Annotated in this window: 16 protein-coding genes; 8 read left to right on the top strand and 8 right to left on the bottom strand. The window is 47.5% G+C overall.

What is annotated here, in order from left to right; genetic code table 11:
* Nucleotides 1-258 precede the first annotated feature (258 nt).
* The 8 genes from WBJ53_RS13210 to WBJ53_RS13175 all read left to right on the top strand — a co-directional run bounded on the left by WBJ53_RS13210 (nucleotide 259) and on the right by WBJ53_RS13175 (nucleotide 8619).
* Complete coding sequence (locus tag WBJ53_RS13210) at nucleotides 259-507, top strand: hypothetical protein (protein WP_338876606.1); 249 nt, start codon at nucleotides 259-261, stop codon at nucleotides 505-507.
* Between the two features lie 78 nt (nucleotides 508-585).
* Entirely contained in the window at nucleotides 586-1266 is a 681-nt protein-coding gene (locus WBJ53_RS13205) for an HAD family phosphatase (protein WP_338876605.1), read from the top strand.
* A 57-nt stretch (nucleotides 1267-1323) separates the two neighbouring features.
* Complete coding sequence (locus tag WBJ53_RS13200; RefSeq protein ID WP_338876604.1) at nucleotides 1324-2385, top strand: agmatine deiminase family protein; 1062 nt, start codon at nucleotides 1324-1326, stop codon at nucleotides 2383-2385.
* Nucleotides 2386-2391: 6 nt separating this feature from the next.
* Nucleotides 2392-2730, top strand: a complete 339-nt coding sequence (locus WBJ53_RS13195) for a n-acetylglutamate synthase (RefSeq protein ID WP_338876603.1) — start codon at nucleotides 2392-2394, stop codon at nucleotides 2728-2730.
* Nucleotides 2731-2762: 32 nt separating this feature from the next.
* The gene (locus tag WBJ53_RS13190) at nucleotides 2763-3476 is read left to right on the top strand and encodes a hypothetical protein (protein ID WP_338876602.1); all 714 of its coding nucleotides are present in this window, start codon (nucleotides 2763-2765) and stop codon (nucleotides 3474-3476) included.
* A 230-nt stretch (nucleotides 3477-3706) separates the two neighbouring features.
* Nucleotides 3707-6070: a peptidylprolyl isomerase gene (locus WBJ53_RS13185; RefSeq protein ID WP_338876601.1), complete on the top strand. Its 2364-nt coding sequence runs from the start codon at nucleotides 3707-3709 to the stop codon at nucleotides 6068-6070.
* A 92-nt stretch (nucleotides 6071-6162) separates the two neighbouring features.
* Entirely contained in the window at nucleotides 6163-7545 is a 1383-nt protein-coding gene (locus WBJ53_RS13180; protein ID WP_338876600.1) for a peptidylprolyl isomerase, read from the top strand.
* A gap of 111 nt (nucleotides 7546-7656) precedes the next feature.
* Nucleotides 7657-8619 (top strand): MoxR family ATPase, encoded by a 963-nt coding sequence (locus WBJ53_RS13175; RefSeq protein ID WP_338876599.1) that lies wholly within the window; start codon nucleotides 7657-7659, stop codon nucleotides 8617-8619.
* A gap of 68 nt (nucleotides 8620-8687) precedes the next feature.
* Here the strand turns inward: WBJ53_RS13175 and WBJ53_RS13170 are convergent, their stop codons facing one another.
* From WBJ53_RS13170 to WBJ53_RS13135, 8 genes are all read right to left on the bottom strand, one after another.
* Complete coding sequence (locus tag WBJ53_RS13170; protein WP_338876598.1) at nucleotides 8688-8876, bottom strand: hypothetical protein; 189 nt, start codon at nucleotides 8874-8876, stop codon at nucleotides 8688-8690.
* A 51-nt stretch (nucleotides 8877-8927) separates the two neighbouring features.
* On the bottom strand, nucleotides 8928-9917 hold the full coding sequence (locus tag WBJ53_RS13165) for an ABC transporter ATP-binding protein (RefSeq protein WP_338876597.1): 990 nt from the start codon (nucleotides 9915-9917) through the stop codon (nucleotides 8928-8930).
* Between the two features lie 89 nt (nucleotides 9918-10006).
* Complete coding sequence (locus WBJ53_RS13160; RefSeq protein ID WP_338876595.1) at nucleotides 10007-11098, bottom strand: hypothetical protein; 1092 nt, start codon at nucleotides 11096-11098, stop codon at nucleotides 10007-10009.
* A 184-nt stretch (nucleotides 11099-11282) separates the two neighbouring features.
* Nucleotides 11283-12263: an SPFH domain-containing protein gene (locus WBJ53_RS13155; RefSeq protein WP_338876594.1), complete on the bottom strand. Its 981-nt coding sequence runs from the start codon at nucleotides 12261-12263 to the stop codon at nucleotides 11283-11285.
* Nucleotides 12264-12393: 130 nt separating this feature from the next.
* On the bottom strand, nucleotides 12394-14019 hold the full coding sequence (locus WBJ53_RS13150) for an NADP-dependent glyceraldehyde-3-phosphate dehydrogenase (protein ID WP_338876593.1): 1626 nt from the start codon (nucleotides 14017-14019) through the stop codon (nucleotides 12394-12396).
* A 145-nt stretch (nucleotides 14020-14164) separates the two neighbouring features.
* A complete protein-coding gene (locus WBJ53_RS13145; protein ID WP_338876592.1) occupies nucleotides 14165-14851 on the bottom strand; it encodes a LytTR family DNA-binding domain-containing protein in 687 nt (228 codons plus the stop codon).
* 3 nt (nucleotides 14852-14854) lie between these two features.
* A complete protein-coding gene (locus WBJ53_RS13140) occupies nucleotides 14855-17701 on the bottom strand; it encodes a PAS domain S-box protein (RefSeq protein WP_338876591.1) in 2847 nt (948 codons plus the stop codon).
* Nucleotides 17698-18237, bottom strand: a complete 540-nt coding sequence (locus WBJ53_RS13135) for a heme NO-binding domain-containing protein (RefSeq protein WP_338876590.1) — start codon at nucleotides 18235-18237, stop codon at nucleotides 17698-17700. Before WBJ53_RS13135 ends, WBJ53_RS13140 begins: the two co-directional genes overlap by 4 nt.
* Between the last annotated feature and the right edge of the window lie 72 nt (nucleotides 18238-18309).

Below are 18309 nucleotides of genomic sequence, written 5' to 3'. Positions count from 1 at the left end.
TTATAGTTGGTAATATTATGGCAGGGCTTTCGCAAAAAATCGTGCCACGGTTCTATCATTATGCGCAAGCTAACCACAGTGCGTCGTACGCTGGCACGGTTTTGTAGTGAAGTCCTGTATTGTTTTTGAATAATGGTAACACAAGTGCCCCATAAGTTTAACGTACCAACAACTATTACGCAACCCTCCCCACAATAAAATCAATGGTTAAGGTCTGCTCTGGCTCTTTTTCGATTCAGATTTTGTTAGAATTACACGATGCAAAATGAACCCCAAACCCGTCATAGCTCCGTTCTACCCGAACTCCGGTTTTCGCTTAGCCTGCTGTATGTTGGGAGGCTACTCGCTGGCATGAAAGCCAATAATACCGAGGATCTGTTTGATGAGCGGATTGAAACCGTAACGGATGAACTTGTCGCCACCGAACTGCTCCACGAAGCGGCTGTGCTGGCTGGTGATATTTTGCCTGAATTACCGCCAACTTCGACGCCCGATAACAACGCTTAAACCAGAATCTGCTTTCTTTGCATGGCTTTGCCCCTGTTGGTATAAACGGCAACCGGCCTCCATCTTTCTTCTGTTTTTATGCACGATTTCCCGTTTGCCGCACTTTTCGACATGGACGGTGTTCTGGTCGACAATGCCGATTTCCATATTAATGCCTGGTTACAGTTTGCTCAGGAGAAAGGCTTTCCGCTGACCCGCAATCAGTATCTCGAACATATTAATGGACGCGTTTCGGCCGATGCCATGGCCTATGTGTTCGGACGGCCTATTGAACCCGGCCAACTCATCACACTGACCGAAGAGAAAGAAGCTATTTATCGGGAACTCTATCGCCCATATCTTCAGTCGACGCCAGGCTTGCTCCCGCTTCTGGACGCCCTGAAAGCTAAGCATGTACGGATGGCCGTGGGTACGTCAGCTCCGATCAGCAATGTGTATTTTACCCTCGACGGATTGCCCTTACGCCCTTATTTCGATACCGTGGTTGACGCCAGTATGGTAACCCGCGGAAAACCAGACCCCGAAATCTACCTGAAAGCGGCCGAACGTGTTGGCGTTGCTCCTGCTCGCTGTATTGTGTTTGAAGATGCTTTTGCCGGAATTGAAGCGGGCTTAAACGCAGGTATGTCGGTAGTTGCTCTGGCCACTACTCACACTCCCAATGAGCTGATATCGACGGGGGCCTCGCTGATTGTTAACGACTTTACGGAGCTTTCCGTAGCAACGCTACAGGATTTGGTACGCAAATCCAGCCGCTGAGCGGGCTATTTTGTACCTTTGTAACAGTACTTTTTTATTGAACCAACGTTCATACCATTGAGCAACTCATTCGACAACTCCTTCATTCCTGCCCGCGAGGGTTTTTTCTTTCCGGCCGAATGGCATCCGCACCTGGCAACCTGGCTAAGCTGGCCACATACCGAAGCATCGTGGACCAAAGAGCGCCAGGAATTGATGTTTCCGGCTTATATCGACTTCATCAAAGCCATTGCCGAGAGCGAACAGGTTTGTATCAACGCTCACAACGACATTGTCATCCAGGCCGCTAAACTCCGCCTGCTCGCTGCCGGGGCCGATATGGACCGCATTACACTTTTGCCCAACCCTACCAACGATTCATGGTGCCGCGATCATGGACCGGCTTTTCTGATCAATCCGAAAACGAAAGACCGCATGATTGTTAACTGGGGTTATAATGCCTGGGGTGGCAAATATCCACCCTACGATCGCGACGACCTTATTCCAATCGAAATTGCCCACTATCGCGGCCTGGAGTATGTAACCCCAGGAATTGTTATGGAAGGCGGATCGGTCGAATTCAACGGAGCCGGAACCGTACTGACCAGCCGGGCCTGCCTGCTCAATCAGAACCGAAACAGCCATTTAACTCAGGAACGGATCGAGCAGTATCTGTGCAATTATTATGGCGTGCAGCAGGTGCTTTGGGTTGAAGATGGAATTGTGGGCGACGATACCGACGGGCATATCGACGACACGGTCCGGTTTGTCAATGAAGATACAGTTATTGCGGCCTTCGAGCCGAATCGAAACGACGACAATTACCCCTTCCTGCAGGAAATTCATCAGGAGCTAAAACAGATGCGTCTCCTGAACGGGAAACAACTCACTATTGTCGAACTACCCATGCCAGACCCGGTCATCAGCGATGGGTTACGGCTTCCGGCATCATATGCTAATTTCCTGATTACCAACAAGTCGGTTATCGTTCCTACATTCCGCTGCGACAAGGACCAAACCGCCCTCGATTTGATTGGCCAGTGTTTTCCAGAACGTACGATCATTGGCATCGACTCAACCGAAATCGTATGGGGACTTGGAAGTTTTCACTGCCTGAGCCAACAGGAACCTAGTGTCTGAACCAGCATGTACGATAACAAAATTTTCCGATCTGTTGCCAATACCGACAATGGCGAAGTGAGTGGTGAAACCCTATTTTATTATCATCAGCAAGACCGTATTGTCTGGGCTGACTATAGTGGCGGGGCCATCATTAAAGGATTTTTGATTGCCACAGTACAGGACGATCAGAGTCTGGAGATGCGGTACGAACACATCAACGCCCAGCACGAACTAATGACTGGCCGATGTAAATCGATTCCAGAACAATTGCCCGATGGCCGAATCCGGCTGCATGAGCGCTGGCAATGGACCAGTGGCGACCAATCGTCGGGCGAGTCAGTTATTGAAGAAGTTCCGAGCTGATTATACAACTATTCATACGTAGTGGTGTGTTTATGACTGAGTTCAACAAAATCCTGAAAATCAGCCTAATCAGTATAATCCTGGTCCAGATAGTGAGTTGTTCTCCGCAGCCGTCAATTCTGGCTGAGTTAGCTCCACGCTCCTTAAAAGCCGTCGATCTGGAAGAAACACTAAGTCGACACGACGAGGTGATGATGGCCTATTCGCTGACCAGCTACGATGCCAGTAACAAAGCAATATCGGTTGTGAATGGCGGCTGGGGCGTTGTATCTATCCAGAAAGGCGAGCAGCTTGATCTGCAAAAAGCGTCTTCAATCAAAGCTCAGCCCATCCATCTGGAACTCCCGCGAAATGGTCGAATTGTGGCTTCGCTGGTGTTGATTGAAGTAGACGACTATAACCGAGCCAAACAAATGCTGGATAAAGTACGTCGCATTCATAACATTGTCTCTGGCCCAGCAGCTTTGGTTGTAACGGCAACGGAAGTATTAACACCCTTAAAATATGTAGCAGCCGGTTTGGCAGCATCGGGTATTGGCTTACAACTCATTGACCACCTCGACGACGACGACCTACTTGGCCAAAGCAGTATTGAACTCAATGAAGCTGAATTACGCAAAAGAAAGCAACGATTGGTGCATGTGCCAGCCGTATTTTCAGGACGAAATATGCGCGATTCGTTCGAATACCGACTTGATTATGATGTTGTACTTAAGGCTATGAAAATCCGGCCAGTTCGCCAATAAGCATTATCTTCGATCGTTGTTTTCATAGATCGAATGTTTTTGTCCTTAACTTCGTTTTATCGTATACAAGGTGTTGCATTCGCTACCTACCCAAAAAACTATCTATTGATTCATGAGGGCGTTATAAGTTAAACAGGGAAACAACGCTACTTAACTGTTATCTGCTTATCTCATCTACCAATATCTGAGTGATTAATAAACCGAATAAATCCATTTTCTTCTCCGACGCTATGCGCCAACTCACAGGCGGAATATTGCTGGCACTTGCCGTAACGGCCTGCAAAACATCCGCACCCGTAGTTCAGCAAACGCCCCCGCAACCGGTTATTCTGACCCTGGGTTCTAAAACCTTCAGTACTGACGATTTTTTTCAGTCGTTTACAAAAAACCAGTTCTCATCAGATTCTACCCAGCATACTGATGTAAAAGATTATCTCGACCTGTATACCAATTTAAAGCTTAAAGTGCTGGATGCCGAAGCCGAGGGGCGCGACACCACCGAAGCCTTTCGGGAGGAAATAAACACCTATCGAAAGCAACTGGCACAGTCGTATCTGACCGATAAGGTACTGGTTGAGTCGATGGCCGCCGAAGCATATCAGCACATGCAGGAAGAAATAAATGTGTCGCATATTCTGGTATCGGTTGTTCAGGATGCTGCGCCTGCCGATACTCTGGCCGCCTATCAAAAAGCGCTGGCGATTCGAAAACAGGCTTTGGCAGGCACCGATTTTGCCAAACTTGCCCAGGACAATTCGCAGGATGTACAAACCGCCAGCAAAGGTGGCAATCTAGGCTACATCACTGCTTTTTCGCTGATCTACCCCCTCGAAACAGCCGCCTATGCTACCCCCGTTGGGCAGATTTCGCAACCTATTCGAACCCGTTTCGGCTATCATCTTTTACAAGTGAATGACCGCCGGCCTGGGCGTGGAAAGATCCGTGTCGCTCACCTATTGGTTCGGCTAAGCCCTGGTGCCGACGAAACGGGGCAGAAAGCAGCAAAAGATCGAATCGATGCCGCCTATGCTCGCCTACAAAAGGGTGATTTGTTCGAAACTGTTTGCAAGGAAGTTTCTGATGATGTTACCTCGCGTAACAATGGTGGCCTTTTGCCTCTATTTGGCGTAGATCGGCAGGTTCCCGCTTTCGAACAGGCCGCCTATGCACTCACAAAGCCCGGAGAACTATCAAAACCCGTTCAAACCAATTATGGCTGGCATATTATTAAACTCATCGAACGGAAAGGACTTGAGCCATATGCCGACCTGGCTCCTTCGCTCCGGCAGCGCGTCACGACCGATACTCGGGCTGAGGTATTACGCCAATCGACCGTTCAGCGGCTTCGGAAAGACTATCCGATTCAGGAAGATAAATCAGTAGTGGCCACTGCTCTGGCCAAAGCCGATAGCAGTCTTCTCAGAGGAAAATGGCGCTTCAGCGAACCGCTGGAAGCAGATCTGGACAATAAAACAATTGCGACGATTGGCGGAAAGCCCATTAGTGTTAACCAGTTTTTTGCCTATGTACGGCTAAAACAACAGCCACAGCGAAATCCGGCACTGGCCGATGCTGAGCCTACCCAGCCCATCGTTGGGTCGCCCGCAGTAGCCATGCGCCGACTATTCGACCGCTTTATTGGCGATCAGCTCATCAGCACCGAAGAAGATAACCTGGACAAAAAGTCGCCCGAATTTCGGGCCTTGCTCAGCGAGATCAGAGAGGGTGTTTTGCTGTCGCAGGTAATGGAAGAAAATGTGTGGGAACGTTCGATGACCGACTCCACGGGTCAACGGCAGTATTTTGAGCAACATAAAGATCAGTATCGCTTTCCGGAGCGAGCCGTAGCAACGATTGTTGTTGCTCAAAACGAAGACCAGTTGAAACAGGCTCGTGAAATGCTGGCAGGCCGTCCGCCCTATCAGTTACGCCGGTCGGCACCAGACTTATCATTTGATCAGAATCAAACCATGTTAACGCCCAAACTTCGGGAAAGGTTGTTTGAGGTAGTTGCCACATTGGCCAGCAATCCGGCTTATGTGGTTGAAGTATCGGGCTCTCATGATGCCACCGAGAGAGATTCCATTTCGGCAGGGCGCATCCGAGCTGTTGTTAATTACCTGCTAAAGAATGGCATTACTCTCAATCGGATTGCCGAAAAAGACTACCAGGGCGTTCCACCACGGCGTACGACCGATGCTCCCAAAGATCCTGCTGTTCAGCGCCGGATTTCTTTCCAGTACTTTTCGAACGCAAAAACCGACATTGCCCGAGTCTTGAACAACTCTTATGGCCAGGCAGACACCGAAGCGGCTGTTACGGTTCTGGACGGTATTTTTGCCGAAGGTGACAATGCCATTCTCGACGGTATCAGCGAATGGAAAGAAGGAACGACAACCTTTAATCGGGATAGCAAATCGGTGATGGTATCCATTAGCCGAATTGAACCCGCCCGCGCCAAAACGTTTGCCGAAGCCAGAGGTTCGGTTATTAACGACTATCAGGGAGTACTCGAAAAACAGTGGCTGGCACAACTTCGGCAGAAATACCCGGTCAAAGTCAATGACGATGAAATTCGGAAACTGACGAAGTAGGCCATCTAATGTCCAATAGCCAACGTCGCTTAAAACGCCTTAAATTTCCTTAAAAATCAGAACCTTTAGCGTTCCGTATGTATCTTTAAAACATGAAAAAATCAATCAGCCATATTTTCGTTGTCTTGATGGGTTGGTTCCTGGTATCTCCTGCCTTTGGCCAGGGACAGGGCATTAGCCTCAATAAGATCATCGCAAAAGTTGATAATTACTATGTGCTCCGGTCCGATCTGGAAGAAGCCTATCAATCGTATGTTAGCCAGAATCAGACTCCTCCCCAAAAATGCCAGCTTCTGGAAAGTCTCGTTATCAATAAGATGATGCTGGCAAAAGCTGAGATTGATTCGGTAGTGGTCGACGATAAGATTGTTGACAGTGAGTTAGACCAGCGAATGCAGTATATGGCCCAGCAGTTTGGCTCGGAGAAGAACATCATTGAAGCTTACGGAAAAAGCCTCGAAATGCTCAAAAGCGAGTTGCGCCAGCAGGTAAAAGACCAGAAGATTGTGCAGAAGATGCAGCAGAACATCACGAGCAATGTAAAAATCACTCCTCGTGAAGTACGTAAGTTCTTCGATGCCATCCCCAAAGATAGCCTGCCATACATGCCTGCCGATGTAGAAATTGGGCAGATTGTGCGCTTTGCCAAGGCTACTAAGGAGCAAAAAGATGCCCTTCGGCAACGTCTTCTCGACATCAAAAAACGGGTTGAAAATGGCGAAGATTTCGGTAAACTGGCCAAAGAGTACTCCGAAGATGTGAGTTCTGCTCAGAACAATGGTGATCTGGGCTTTGCCAAACGGGGGATGATGGTGGCCCCTTTCGAAGGGGCAGCTCTGAAACTAAAACCAAACGAACTCTCCGACGTTGTTGAATCTGAATTTGGCCTTCACCTGATTCAACTCATCGAAACACGCGGAGCCGAATACCACGCTCGTCATATTCTGCTTCGGCCCGACTATAATCGGCTTGATTTAAGTGAACCGACCCATTTTCTGGATAGCCTTCGTACATTGATCGTGGCAGATTCTATTAAATTCGATAAAGCCGCTCATGATTTTTCGGAAGACAAATCAACAGCCGATGCAGGTGGTCTGCTCCGCGATCCGCAAACGGGAACCAGCAAACTGGCAATGGACGGTACAATGGAATATGCGCTGTTTACTATGCTCGATACAATGAAAGTTGGGTCTGTGTCAAAACCCTTACCGTATCGTACGGAAGATGGTAAAAGTGCGGTACGCATTCTGTATTTCAAGAGTAAAGTTCCCCCTCATACCGCTGATTTTAAACTCGACTTTGAAAAGTTACAAAATATCGTGCTAGCCAATAAAAAGAACCACGCCATTGATGAATGGTTCCGCAAATCGGTATCCGATGTATACATCACTGTCGATCCTGAATTTCATGGGTGTCGTATCTTCGGAACGACCCAAAAAAGTGCGGCAGCACTCAGCCAGGGTGACGGAGAATAGTTTTCAGTAGTAAGTTTTCTGATTTCAGTTAATTTGCGTTCTTACGGACAAATACACTGAAAACCGCCCTGGCGGTCCGGTGAAAACTTTAAACTCTTTAACTTTATTATTGTGCCTTACTCATCGGATGTTGCGGCTGCAGAAGCCCTTACTGCTTCTTATCAGAAACTTAAAAGTGAAATTTCAAAGGTTGTAATCGGTCAGGATGAAACCGTTCGGCTGCTGTTAACGGCTATTTTCTGTCAGGGTCATTGCCTGTTGGTAGGGGTTCCGGGACTGGCCAAAACGCTGTTGATTCAGACAATTGCCGGTGCGCTCGACCTCGATTTTAACCGCATTCAGTTTACCCCCGACCTGATGCCGTCTGACATTCTGGGCTCCGAAACGCTCGATCAGGAGCGCAACTTTAAGTTTATTAAAGGGCCCGTTTTTGCCAACATTATTCTAGCCGACGAAATCAACCGCACTCCTCCTAAAACACAGTCGGCTCTGCTCGAAGCCATGCAGGAATATGCGGTTACGATTGCTGGCCAAAAATATAACCTGGGTCGCCCGTTTTTTGTACTGGCTACCCAGAACCCAATCGAGCAGGAAGGCACCTACCCGCTACCCGAAGCCCAGCTCGACCGTTTCATGTTTAACATCTATCTGGATTATCCTTCGTATCAGTCGGAGCTTGATATTGTAAAAAGCACAACGACCGACAATCGCTACGACGTACAACGGGTCATTACGGGCGAAGAAATCAGAGAGTTCCAGCACCTGGTTCGTCGGGTACCGGTGGTCGACAATGTAGTCGAATATGCCGTTAAGCTCGTTCATAAAACCCGCCCCAATACGGAACTGGCCTCGTCGGATGCCAATCAGTATTTAGAATGGGGAGCCGGTCCACGCGCATCGCAGGCACTGATTCTGGCCTCGAAGTGTAATGCCCTGCTGACTGGTAAATACTCACCCGATATTGAAGATGTTCGAGCGGTTGCCTTACCAATTCTCCGCCACCGCGTTGTCCGGAATTTCAAAGCAGAGGCTGAAGGAATATCAGTTGAGCAGTTGATCAAACGGATGTTATAAGTGAATTGTCATTAGTCATTTGCCATTGGACACCAATCTGCTACTGACAAATGACTAATGACAAGTTACTAGTCATCCTTCTTTTTCACATTCGTTTTTCCCAGATAATCGTCTTTGCCCATTCCGGTCGATGTATCATCGACTCCCGATGCGTCGACATCATCGGTTTCTTCATCGACTAAAAAGTGTTCGCTTTTGCTAAAGGCGGAGTCGGTATCCCAGTCTTTCTCGCGCTGAACTGATTCGTCCTTTTTCATAACGCATTGTCTGTTTGTTTATCTCTTTACAACAAAACGAGACAGGAAAAGTTAGTGCTGAAGCGAATGCAAAGCCTGATCGGCGATAACAATTGTTACCTGTTGGCCAATTTGTAAATTATCCTGAACAGATAGCATTCGCAAACAAACATAGCGTGACATTTCGACTTCAACCTCAACGTGGCTTCCCTTAAAAAAAAGCGCCCTGATTTTTCCGGGAGCCCCTGTTTCATTCAGCCTTATCTGCTCGGGACGCAGACAGATCAGCCGTTCGGGATTGTCGGTCTCGGGTAAGCCTACGACAGGCAGGTGTTTGGCTTTAAATATATTGACGAGACCAGTCATTCGGGCAGCATACGCTGTTGCAGGATACCGATACACTTGTTTAGGGTCGCCCAGTTGAATCAGCCGTCCATCGCGAAGAATACCGAGTGTATTGGCAATGGATAAGGCATCCGTGGCATCGTGGGTTACAAACAGGCAGGCTGTACGTTCCTGACGAACCAGATCGAACAAAAGATCGCGAACCATCAGCCGGTTTGGTAAATCCAGATGACTAAAGGGCTCATCGAGTAGCAAAATAGCTGGCTTATCGGCAATAGCGCGCGCAATAGCGGTTCGCTGTTTTTCGCCACCCGACACCTGACGTGGGAGTCGGTCCTGCACCTCGGTTAAACGGCACAGAGTAAGGAGCTCGTTTACCCGAAATTCGCGATAGGTTTTCTCAAAAAACCGAAGCGCATAGGCAATGTTCTCCCGAACAGATACATTAGGCATTAGCTGATATTCCTGATGAACCAATCGGATGTCGTCGTGCCCTGGAATAAGCACTTCCGATGGACCAGCAATCCGTTCATCGTGGAGCCTTATTTCTCCCTCATTGGCGTCAGTCAAGCCAGCCAGCATACTCAGCAGCGTACTTTTACCCGATCCGCTGGCTCCAACCAGCGCCATAATACGTCCGGGAGGCAGTTGCAGCGAAACACGATGAACGGCCGTCTGCGAACCGTATAGTTTAGTTAGGTTTGTGGCTTTCAGCAACTAAAATCAGCGATTAAAAATTAGGCATTGATTAACAATTATGGAAAATATGGCCCATTGCTCAATAGCGATTGACACCAATGCCGGATTTACTTTTTACTTATTGCGTAGAAAAACAGAACCAGTAATATAAAACCAATCACAAGCAGGGCAATTTTCCAGGCCGATTTTGGCCGTTCGCCCGCAATTCGTCCGGTTTGTCCATTAACCAGAAACTGGTAAGCTTTCCCATTGTACACATAAGCGCAAATCCACAGGGGGAGCAGAATATGCTTGAACGTCTGATTGCTCAATTGCGTTGAAACCCGAAGGCCACGCTGTACATTTCCACCCAGTTCCGACGCACAGGCATTCTCTTCGCGGGCACGAATGGTGGATTCGGCCCGGCGGGCACTATCGGACAAATCGATGCTGTACACTTCAGCATCCCAGCCTAACAGAAAGCGCGGGTCATAATCGACAACATCGGTCAGGTTATAACTACTGGCTTCAGCTACAGTCCCCTCCTGCCCTGCCAGTTGTTTCGACGCCATAATTAAAATATCGTCGTAAAAGCTACTATGCGAGCCGCTTCTGGGCTCCCACCGAACACGCTGTTCCTGCTGGTTCATTGTTCCTCCTTTACCGTCGGGGACCTGAATAGTCACGTTGTAGTAAAAGCCAGCCTCGCCCTGCCAATTCGAATAAGCCTGTGCGTCAAACGTCCAGAAGGGAATATAAATACCCCGAAAGTTATCGGGTCGGGCTCCGGCTTTCAAATCGGACGGTGCCAGCAAATCGTCGCCAACCCAACTTTTGAATCGTTCGATTGCCTGCTCGCGCGAAATTCGAAAGGGTAACACACCGGCAGGTTCAATCAAACGAGTATTTTTGGCTTCCGGGTTAACATTCTTTGTGCCACAAAAAGCGCAGGTAATCGTAGGCAGATCGGCATTTACGGTTGTTCGGGCACCGCAATTAGGGCACTCAAACACACGTTTTTCTTCCATTGGCGCATTAGGAAGCTGTTGATTTTCGACCTGATAGCCATGTAGGGGCCGTTCTTCCAGCTTATTTTTTGTAAACGGAATGGCTTGCGTATTACCACAATGATCACAACTCAGTTGCTGTTTTTCGGGAGAAAACCGCATTTGTGATCCGCAGGTTGGACAGGGCACCCGAAATAAATCGGTCGATAGCATGCAGAGGAAAGAGGGATTACGGGATTCGGTTTACAGGATTGGGATTATTGCCTACAGAGCTACCAAGAAATTCAGTATGGAACAGGGTCTCTGTAACTTATAGAATCTGCTTTCTTAAATCAGACTATAGTTCGTTTAGAGTACGCCTATAAGGTTTTAGAAACCTTATAGGCGTACTCATTTGTCAGATTTTAGCCAGCAGTTCAGCTTTTTTGGCCGCAAATTCTTCTTCTGTTAATACGCCCGCAGTTTTCAGATCGGCTAATTGTTTCAGAAGTTCCATCGTTTTTGCCTTATCGTCGCCAGTAGGTTGTTGAGCGTTTTGGGCACTGGCGCCACCCATAAAATTACCCAGACCGCCCATCAGTATGGCGGCACTACCGGCTCCTCCTTCTTCGGCGGCTTTTTCGAGCGATACACCCGCCTGAAACTGCTGAAAACGAGCCATATCGCCCACCATATTCATCTGTGTGGTTTTGTCCAGAAACGCTTCGACCTCGGGCGGCAGGCTGGTATTTTCGATATAGAAACGAGTCAGTTCCAGACCATAGGCCGTAAAATCATCCTGCAAAATCGGGCGCATTTTCTCGCCAAGTTCCTGATAATTGCGAGCCAGATCGAGAATAGAAATATTAGATTCGGCTATTGTGTCAGAAAATTTACTGACAATAGCTGTTCGGAGCTGTTCTTCAAGATCACCTATCCGAACTACAGGTGTTGTTCCGCCAAACTCATGAATAAACTTTCCGCCATCGGTTACCCGTAGCGAAAAAACGCCAAACGCACGCACCCGCACCTGTTTGAACTCAGGATCACGAACGATGATTGGGTTTTGGGTACCCCATTTCAGATTAGTAAACTGCTTGGTCGATACGAAATACACATCGGCCTTAAAGGGCGATTCGAAGCCATACTTCCACGACTGTAGCGTAGTCATAATTGGCATATTCTTCGTGGTGAGTTCGTAGCGGCCGGGCGGATAAACATCGGCCAATTTCCCTTCGTTCAGAAAAACCGCCATCTGCGACTCCCGAACGGTAAGTTGCGCTCCATATTTGATGTTATTGCCGTTATCGGGAAATTTATAGATAACCGTATCAGTGGAATTGTCCACCCAATCGATTACTTCGATGAACTCATTACGGATAAAATCGAAAAGGCCCATTAGTCAGACGTGTTTAGTGAGAAAATACCGAAATAGGAAACAAGCGTAATTCACTGGCAAATTATAGGATTATCATTCAATTGCCAGCACTACACCTGTTTCCTATTCAATGAAGTGCCTCCGGCACTGCCTAAAAAATAAAATTAGTACTCAAAAACTCCGATTTGTGCTCCCGAACAATCTCGTTTAGAATATGTTTGTTTGCTTCGGTGTCTTTAGTAGCTACCGCCGACCGAATCGAAAACGACCGGAGCGCATCTTCGACCGATAGTGTTCCTTCGGCCGAATCTTTACGCCCCGTAAACGGAAAGGTATCAGGTCCTCGCTGACACTGGGCATTGATGTTGACGCGACTTACCAGATTAACCAGCGGGTCAATCAGTTTCGCAATCTCATTGGTATCGGTACCGAAAATACTGGCCTGCATCCCATGGTCGTCGGTGATGAGGTAATCGATAAACTCGTCGGTATCACTGAAAGGTACAACCGGAATAACGGGGCCGAATTGTTCTTCCCGATACAAGCGCATGCCTTCACTTACGGGATACACAACCGCAGGCTGAAACAAAGAAGCAATCATTTCGCCACCACCTTCGTTAACAATTGCGGCCCCTTTTGCCTGAGCATCAGCAATAATCTCGGCCAGATATTGGGTTTTAGTTGGCTCAGGCAAAGGGGTAATCTGCGCACCGGCCATCCAGGGCATACCTAGTTTCAGCTTGTTTACGGCAGTGCTGAACCGTTTCAGAAATTCGTCCACTATACTGCTATGTGCCCAAACAATTTTGATGGCGGTGCAGCGCTGCCCATTAAATGATAACGACCCCAGTAAACATTCGCTCACGGCTACGTCCAGATCAGCATCGGGCAAGATAATTGCCGCGTTTTTGGCATCCAGACTCATAATTGACCGAAGCCGGTTTAGTTTGGGGTGTTGTCGCTGTAGTTCATCAGCCACCCGGCTCGATCCGATCAGGGTCAATACATTGATCTTGCCCGACTGCATGACTGGTGGCACCACATTGGCACCACGACCGTAGAGCGAGTTAACAACGCCCTTCGGGAAACTGGTCTGAAACGCTTCGAGCAACGGATAATGCAATAATGACCCGTGTTTCGGTGTTTTGAACAGGATGGTGTTTCCCATCAGAATAGCCGGAATAAGGGTTGTGTACGTCTCGTTGAGCGGGTAATTGAATGGCCCCATTGCCAGCACAACACCCAGAGGTGATCGGCGAATTTGCCCGATGATACCTTCTTCAATACGGAACCGTGAAGAATTGCGGTCCATATTTTTCAGGGTATCGATGGTATCATAAATGTATTTCGCCGTTCGGTCAAATTCTTTTGTGGCATCGGCCAGATTCTTGCCAATTTCCCACATAATGAGGTTCACGACAAGCTCTTTCTTTTCGAGCATTTTGCCAACAAACGTTTCCATACACTTAATGCGGTCGGCAACCGACATGGTTGGCCATTGGCCACGGCCATTATCGTAGGCGGCAACGGCAGCGTCCAGTGCATCGAGTGCTTCTTTAGGCCCCGTAACCGGATAACTTCCAACGAGTACGCGTTCAAGTGCTCCATTGGCAGCTGGCAAGCAGATAGGCGAGTACACGTCAGAAACCGGGCCATCCCACTGACGCATCTCGCCATTGATCAGGTATTGGCGCTGATGGATTGGCTCAATTCGATAATTGGCCGGAATTTGAGACTCGTCGCCAGGGAACAGGCTGGCGAGTTGTGGGTTTGTCATAAGTTGAAACAGGTTGAATGGAGAACGCGGCAAACGTCGCGAATCGCGAATCGAAATCCAACCCGAACAACAATTAAATTCCTGTTAGCTCAGCCCTCTACCCGGCCCGAATGCCGAATTAATGTTACTCATTTGCCAGAAGTGACTAGAGCAAGTTGAGTCGGCTCATCAGTTCAGATTTGTTGGCCCGGCTGATGGGTATAACTTTATCGGTAATAACCAGCGTATTTTCTTCAATATCGACAATCTTGTTGAGGTGAACGATATAAGACCGGTGTACGCGCAGGAATTGTGGCCCCAGTTTTTCTTCGAGCGACTTCATGGTTGTGTAGACCACATAGGTCTGGGTTGCTGTATAGATTTTTACATAATCGCCAATATTTTCAATGTACGTGATTGTATCGAACGGTAACCGAACATACCGCCCCTCATTTTTGATATAAATCTCTTTTCGGTCGGTGGCCAGTTTATTGAGTTTATTGAGTTCTAGTACTTTTTCAACGGCCAGATTGAAGCGGGGTATGGTTATGGGCTTATGGAGATAATCAATAACCTGATACTGAAATGCCTGATAAGCATATTCCGTTTTGCCGGTGGTCATCACTACCGATGGAATGATGGGTAGGTTTTCCAGCAACTCAAAACCCGATAGTCCTGGCATCTCAATGTCGAGCCAGATCAGATCAATGGCATGGTTTGTCAGAAAACTTAGTGCATCGGCGGCATTATCGAACACCCCAACCAGATCCAGCGAGGCATGATTCTCACACAGGCGCTGTAACGATTTGCGAGCCATAGGCTCGTCTTCAACAAGAATACATCGTAAAATCATAGGTTATAACTGCGAAAACCTGTGCATTTCTTTTTCCAATACAGGCAACACATTATTTGTTTCGGTCACAATAGCATTGCAGTATGTTTCGATCAGTTCTGGTTGGGCACCCTGCTTAACGGCCTCTTCCAGTTCTATCATTTTATTCTGTAGACCGGGCAAACCCACCATACTGAATGTTGGTTTCAGTTTATGAATCATACGGGCAAGTTCGTCCGAATTTTTCTGATCAAGCAGGCTGGGCAGTAGTTGTATATCGGGTACAATATCGGTCAGAAAGGTGCCGATCATCTCCGCTACATAGTCAGGATCGCCCCCATACAATTCCATCAATGCGGCCTGATCTATCTGGATTTCAGGCGAATTTGGCACAGACACAGGAGCGTATCGTTGTAGAATGTCCATGAGTTGATCAGGTTCAAAGGGTTTAGTCAGAAAATCGTTCATCCCTACTTCCATTGCCATGTTTTTATGGTCGAGCATCGCCGATGCAGTTAAGGCGACAATAGGCGTGTGCTGGTTCGGGTTCTGCGTGCTCCGAATAGCCACCGTTGCTTCATAGCCATTCATGATAGGCATTTGAATGTCCATCATGATAACATCGAATTGCTCTTTTTTTGCCTGTTCAACGGCTTTTTTACCATCCATTGCCAATGTATAAGGAATCTTCCATTTGTTCAGCAAACTACAGATGTACTTCTGATTCATCAGGTTGTCTTCTACAACCAATACGTGGCAAACCTTAAGATCTCGGGCTACGGTTGCATCGTTCACAGGTTTTTGCACCGGCTCGCCAGATAAAACCTCTTTTGTAAAAGGTAATACAAACAGAAACGTACTCCCCTCGCCCTCATGGCTCCGCACCGAAATAGAACCGCCCTGAATTTCGACCAGTTCTTTCGTAATGGCCAGCCCCAACCCGGTCCCTTTGTGTTTCTGACCGTATGGGTTTACCTGTTTGAACTTCTGAAAGACCAGATCCAGCTTATCGGACGGAATACCGATACCGGTGTCCGTTACGGCAAATTCAATCCAGCAAACTCCTTTTTCCTCCTTTTTTATTCTGGCTGTTAGTTGAATACTACCCTCTTCGGTAAACTTTTCGGCATTACCAACCAGATTCATCAGAATCTGATTGAGCATAAGTTCGTCGCCCACAAAATTGCCCGAGATGCGCGTATCCAGCATCACGTCGATCGAAATGGGTCGGTCGTGCAGCTTCATCTCAAAAACTTTCTGCGTCGACCGCAGCAAGCCAACCAGATCAAACGGCCGGGCCTGCACCTCAATTCGTCCTGCTTCAATTTTTGTCATATCCAGCAAATCAGAAATCAAACTATGCAGAAAATCGGCCGACGTTTTCAGAATTTCAATGTATTCCCGCTGCTGGTGCGTTGGCTGCGTATCGAACAGCAAATGCGACATTCCGATAATGGCATTGAGGGGTGTTCGGATTTCGTGGCTCATATTAGCCAGAAACTGTTTTTCGGCTTGTCGGGCTTCGTCGGCAATTTCTTTGGCGTGGGCCAGTTCTTCTTCCAGGCGCTTCCGTTCCGTCAGGTCATAGTGGATTCCCATCGATCCCACAATGCGATTCTCTTCGTCTATGATGGGAACGCCACTGATAAGCACCCAGATTCGGCTACCATCTTTCTTACGAAGCTGCATTTCATATGAACTGGCATTACCTTGTTTGCGCTCGCTCTCGTGGTGTTGATTCACGTCCGAAAATTCTTCCGGAAGAAATAATTGGGCAGCATTTTGCCCAATGAGTTCTTCTTCCGAATACCCCACCATATGGCAGAATCGCTCGTAGGCTCTCGTTATCGTCTGGTCGTTATCTACTTCCAGAAGGCCGAGCTCCATGTTATTCATAATGCCCCTATACTTTTCTTCGCTCCGGCGAATTTGCTCGCGGGCAAGGTATTTTTCGGTGACATCCGTAAATTTCCAGAGGTGCCCCAGATACTGATCGCCCAGAGAAATCGGAATATAATCGCGTTCCAGAATATGTCCATTCACCATTCTGATTTCTTCTCCTATCCGAGCCTCCCGATTATGAATCAGATCCTGAACCTGTTGAACATAGCCCTCCGGATCTTCCATCATGTGCTTCACCGCTTCGGCCGACTGCGAATAATCCAGACCAATGAGCTGATCCGGGCGCTTGTCCATACAGAACATATCGCAGAATAGCTGATTGACCAGAATGATGCGCCGGTTTTCGTCTTTAACCAGAATGGCAGAATGCATGCTGGTGATCAGTGTCGAAAGCCGGGTCTGTGTTCTTTGCAACTCGATTTCGGTCTGTTTTCGATCAGATATATCGCGGGCAACGGCCACTAGCTCGATAATGGTGTTACCGTCAACAATAAGCCGAACCGTTTGCCCGATCCAGACCAGATGGCCATCTTTGGCAACAATCGGGAACTCCTGATAGGTGCTATCTATCCGATCCTGAATCATCGTCAGATAGAATTCCAGCAGCCTTTTTCGGTAGCCCGGAGCTACAATATCGGTGAAATGCTTCCCCACAAACTCCTGCTCCGTATACCCAAGGGATCGCTCAACAACGGAGTTGACGAACGTAAAAAAACCTTCGGGCGAAATTTTGTATAGAATATCCTGAACAGACTCAACCAGATGACGATATCGTTGCTCACTCTGGCTCAGTTCGTTCAGCTTATCGCGAATCTGCTGTTCCAGATTTCCGTTCAGGTGCTGAAGCTGCTCATTGGCATTATAAAGCTCCATTGCCTTTTTTTCCAGAATAGCTTCAGCCTCAGCCCGAGCCGCTTTCTCCCGTTCGAGGTGCCTTTTCAGTAATTCGATATCGCTTTGTTCAGTCATAATTTCACGATATCAAAACGTACCTGACTGCCATCATTAACCAGAATGGTTTGGTGGATGGTTGCTTTCTCATTAAAATGAGCCAGACAGGCTTCTATCAGACCATATGCAAAATCAGCCAACTTTCGTTCCGATCGGTAATACATGCACAGATGGTTCTCAGCGAGTTGAGAAACATCGAAATGCGGCAGTTCGGCGTCTGGATAGATCTTTTTCACTTCTACATGGATAGAATTTTGAATAGACTGTAATAAATGAAAAGCATTATCGTATCGATCAATAAAGGAGCTGTAATCGCGCCTGAACTTATCGAACATATAATGGCCATACATACGGAGTAAATCTGGTACTGCAATTTGCACTTCTTGGCTTAAGTTATCAACCAGAGTAACCATTTCGGCAGGATCGTAGGTACCAACTGCAGTATATATCCCACCCGAGGCTAGTTCACTCGTGGTCAGCAAATGATCGACTAAAGCATAATTAAATTTCTTTTCGATCATTTCTAATAACTCGGTAAATACAATTCCTTTCACAAAATAATATAATTTACAAATAGTAATTTCATATATACAATTAGTAACAAATATACTACTACCTGAGCGTAT

This window comes from Spirosoma sp. SC4-14 (genome assembly GCF_037201965.1).
Lineage (GTDB): Bacteria > Bacteroidota > Bacteroidia > Cytophagales > Spirosomataceae > Spirosoma.
The sequence above is the reverse complement of the archived record's forward strand: the minus strand, read 5'-3'. Positions and strand labels throughout refer to the sequence as shown.

Excerpts from the sequence above, each read along its gene's own strand:
- WBJ53_RS13210 (WP_338876606.1), top strand. The coding sequence starts at position 259 with ATGCAAAATGAACCCCAAACCCGTCATAGCTCCGTTCTACCCGAACTC.
- WBJ53_RS13205 (WP_338876605.1), top strand. The coding sequence starts at position 586 with ATGCACGATTTCCCGTTTGCCGCACTTTTCGACATGGACGGTGTTCTG.
- WBJ53_RS13195 (WP_338876603.1), top strand. The coding sequence starts at position 2,392 with ATGTACGATAACAAAATTTTCCGATCTGTTGCCAATACCGACAATGGC.
- WBJ53_RS13190 (WP_338876602.1), top strand. The coding sequence starts at position 2,763 with ATGACTGAGTTCAACAAAATCCTGAAAATCAGCCTAATCAGTATAATC.
- WBJ53_RS13185 (WP_338876601.1), top strand. The coding sequence starts at position 3,707 with ATGCGCCAACTCACAGGCGGAATATTGCTGGCACTTGCCGTAACGGCC.
- WBJ53_RS13180 (WP_338876600.1), top strand. The coding sequence starts at position 6,163 with ATGAAAAAATCAATCAGCCATATTTTCGTTGTCTTGATGGGTTGGTTC.
- WBJ53_RS13170 (WP_338876598.1), bottom strand. The coding sequence starts at position 8,876 with ATGAAAAAGGACGAATCAGTTCAGCGCGAGAAAGACTGGGATACCGAC.
- WBJ53_RS13160 (WP_338876595.1), bottom strand. The coding sequence starts at position 11,098 with ATGCTATCGACCGATTTATTTCGGGTGCCCTGTCCAACCTGCGGATCA.
- WBJ53_RS13155 (WP_338876594.1), bottom strand. The coding sequence starts at position 12,263 with ATGGGCCTTTTCGATTTTATCCGTAATGAGTTCATCGAAGTAATCGAT.
- WBJ53_RS13150 (WP_338876593.1), bottom strand. The coding sequence starts at position 14,019 with ATGACAAACCCACAACTCGCCAGCCTGTTCCCTGGCGACGAGTCTCAA.
- WBJ53_RS13145 (WP_338876592.1), bottom strand. The coding sequence starts at position 14,851 with ATGATTTTACGATGTATTCTTGTTGAAGACGAGCCTATGGCTCGCAAA.
- WBJ53_RS13140 (WP_338876591.1), bottom strand. The coding sequence starts at position 17,701 with ATGACTGAACAAAGCGATATCGAATTACTGAAAAGGCACCTCGAACGG.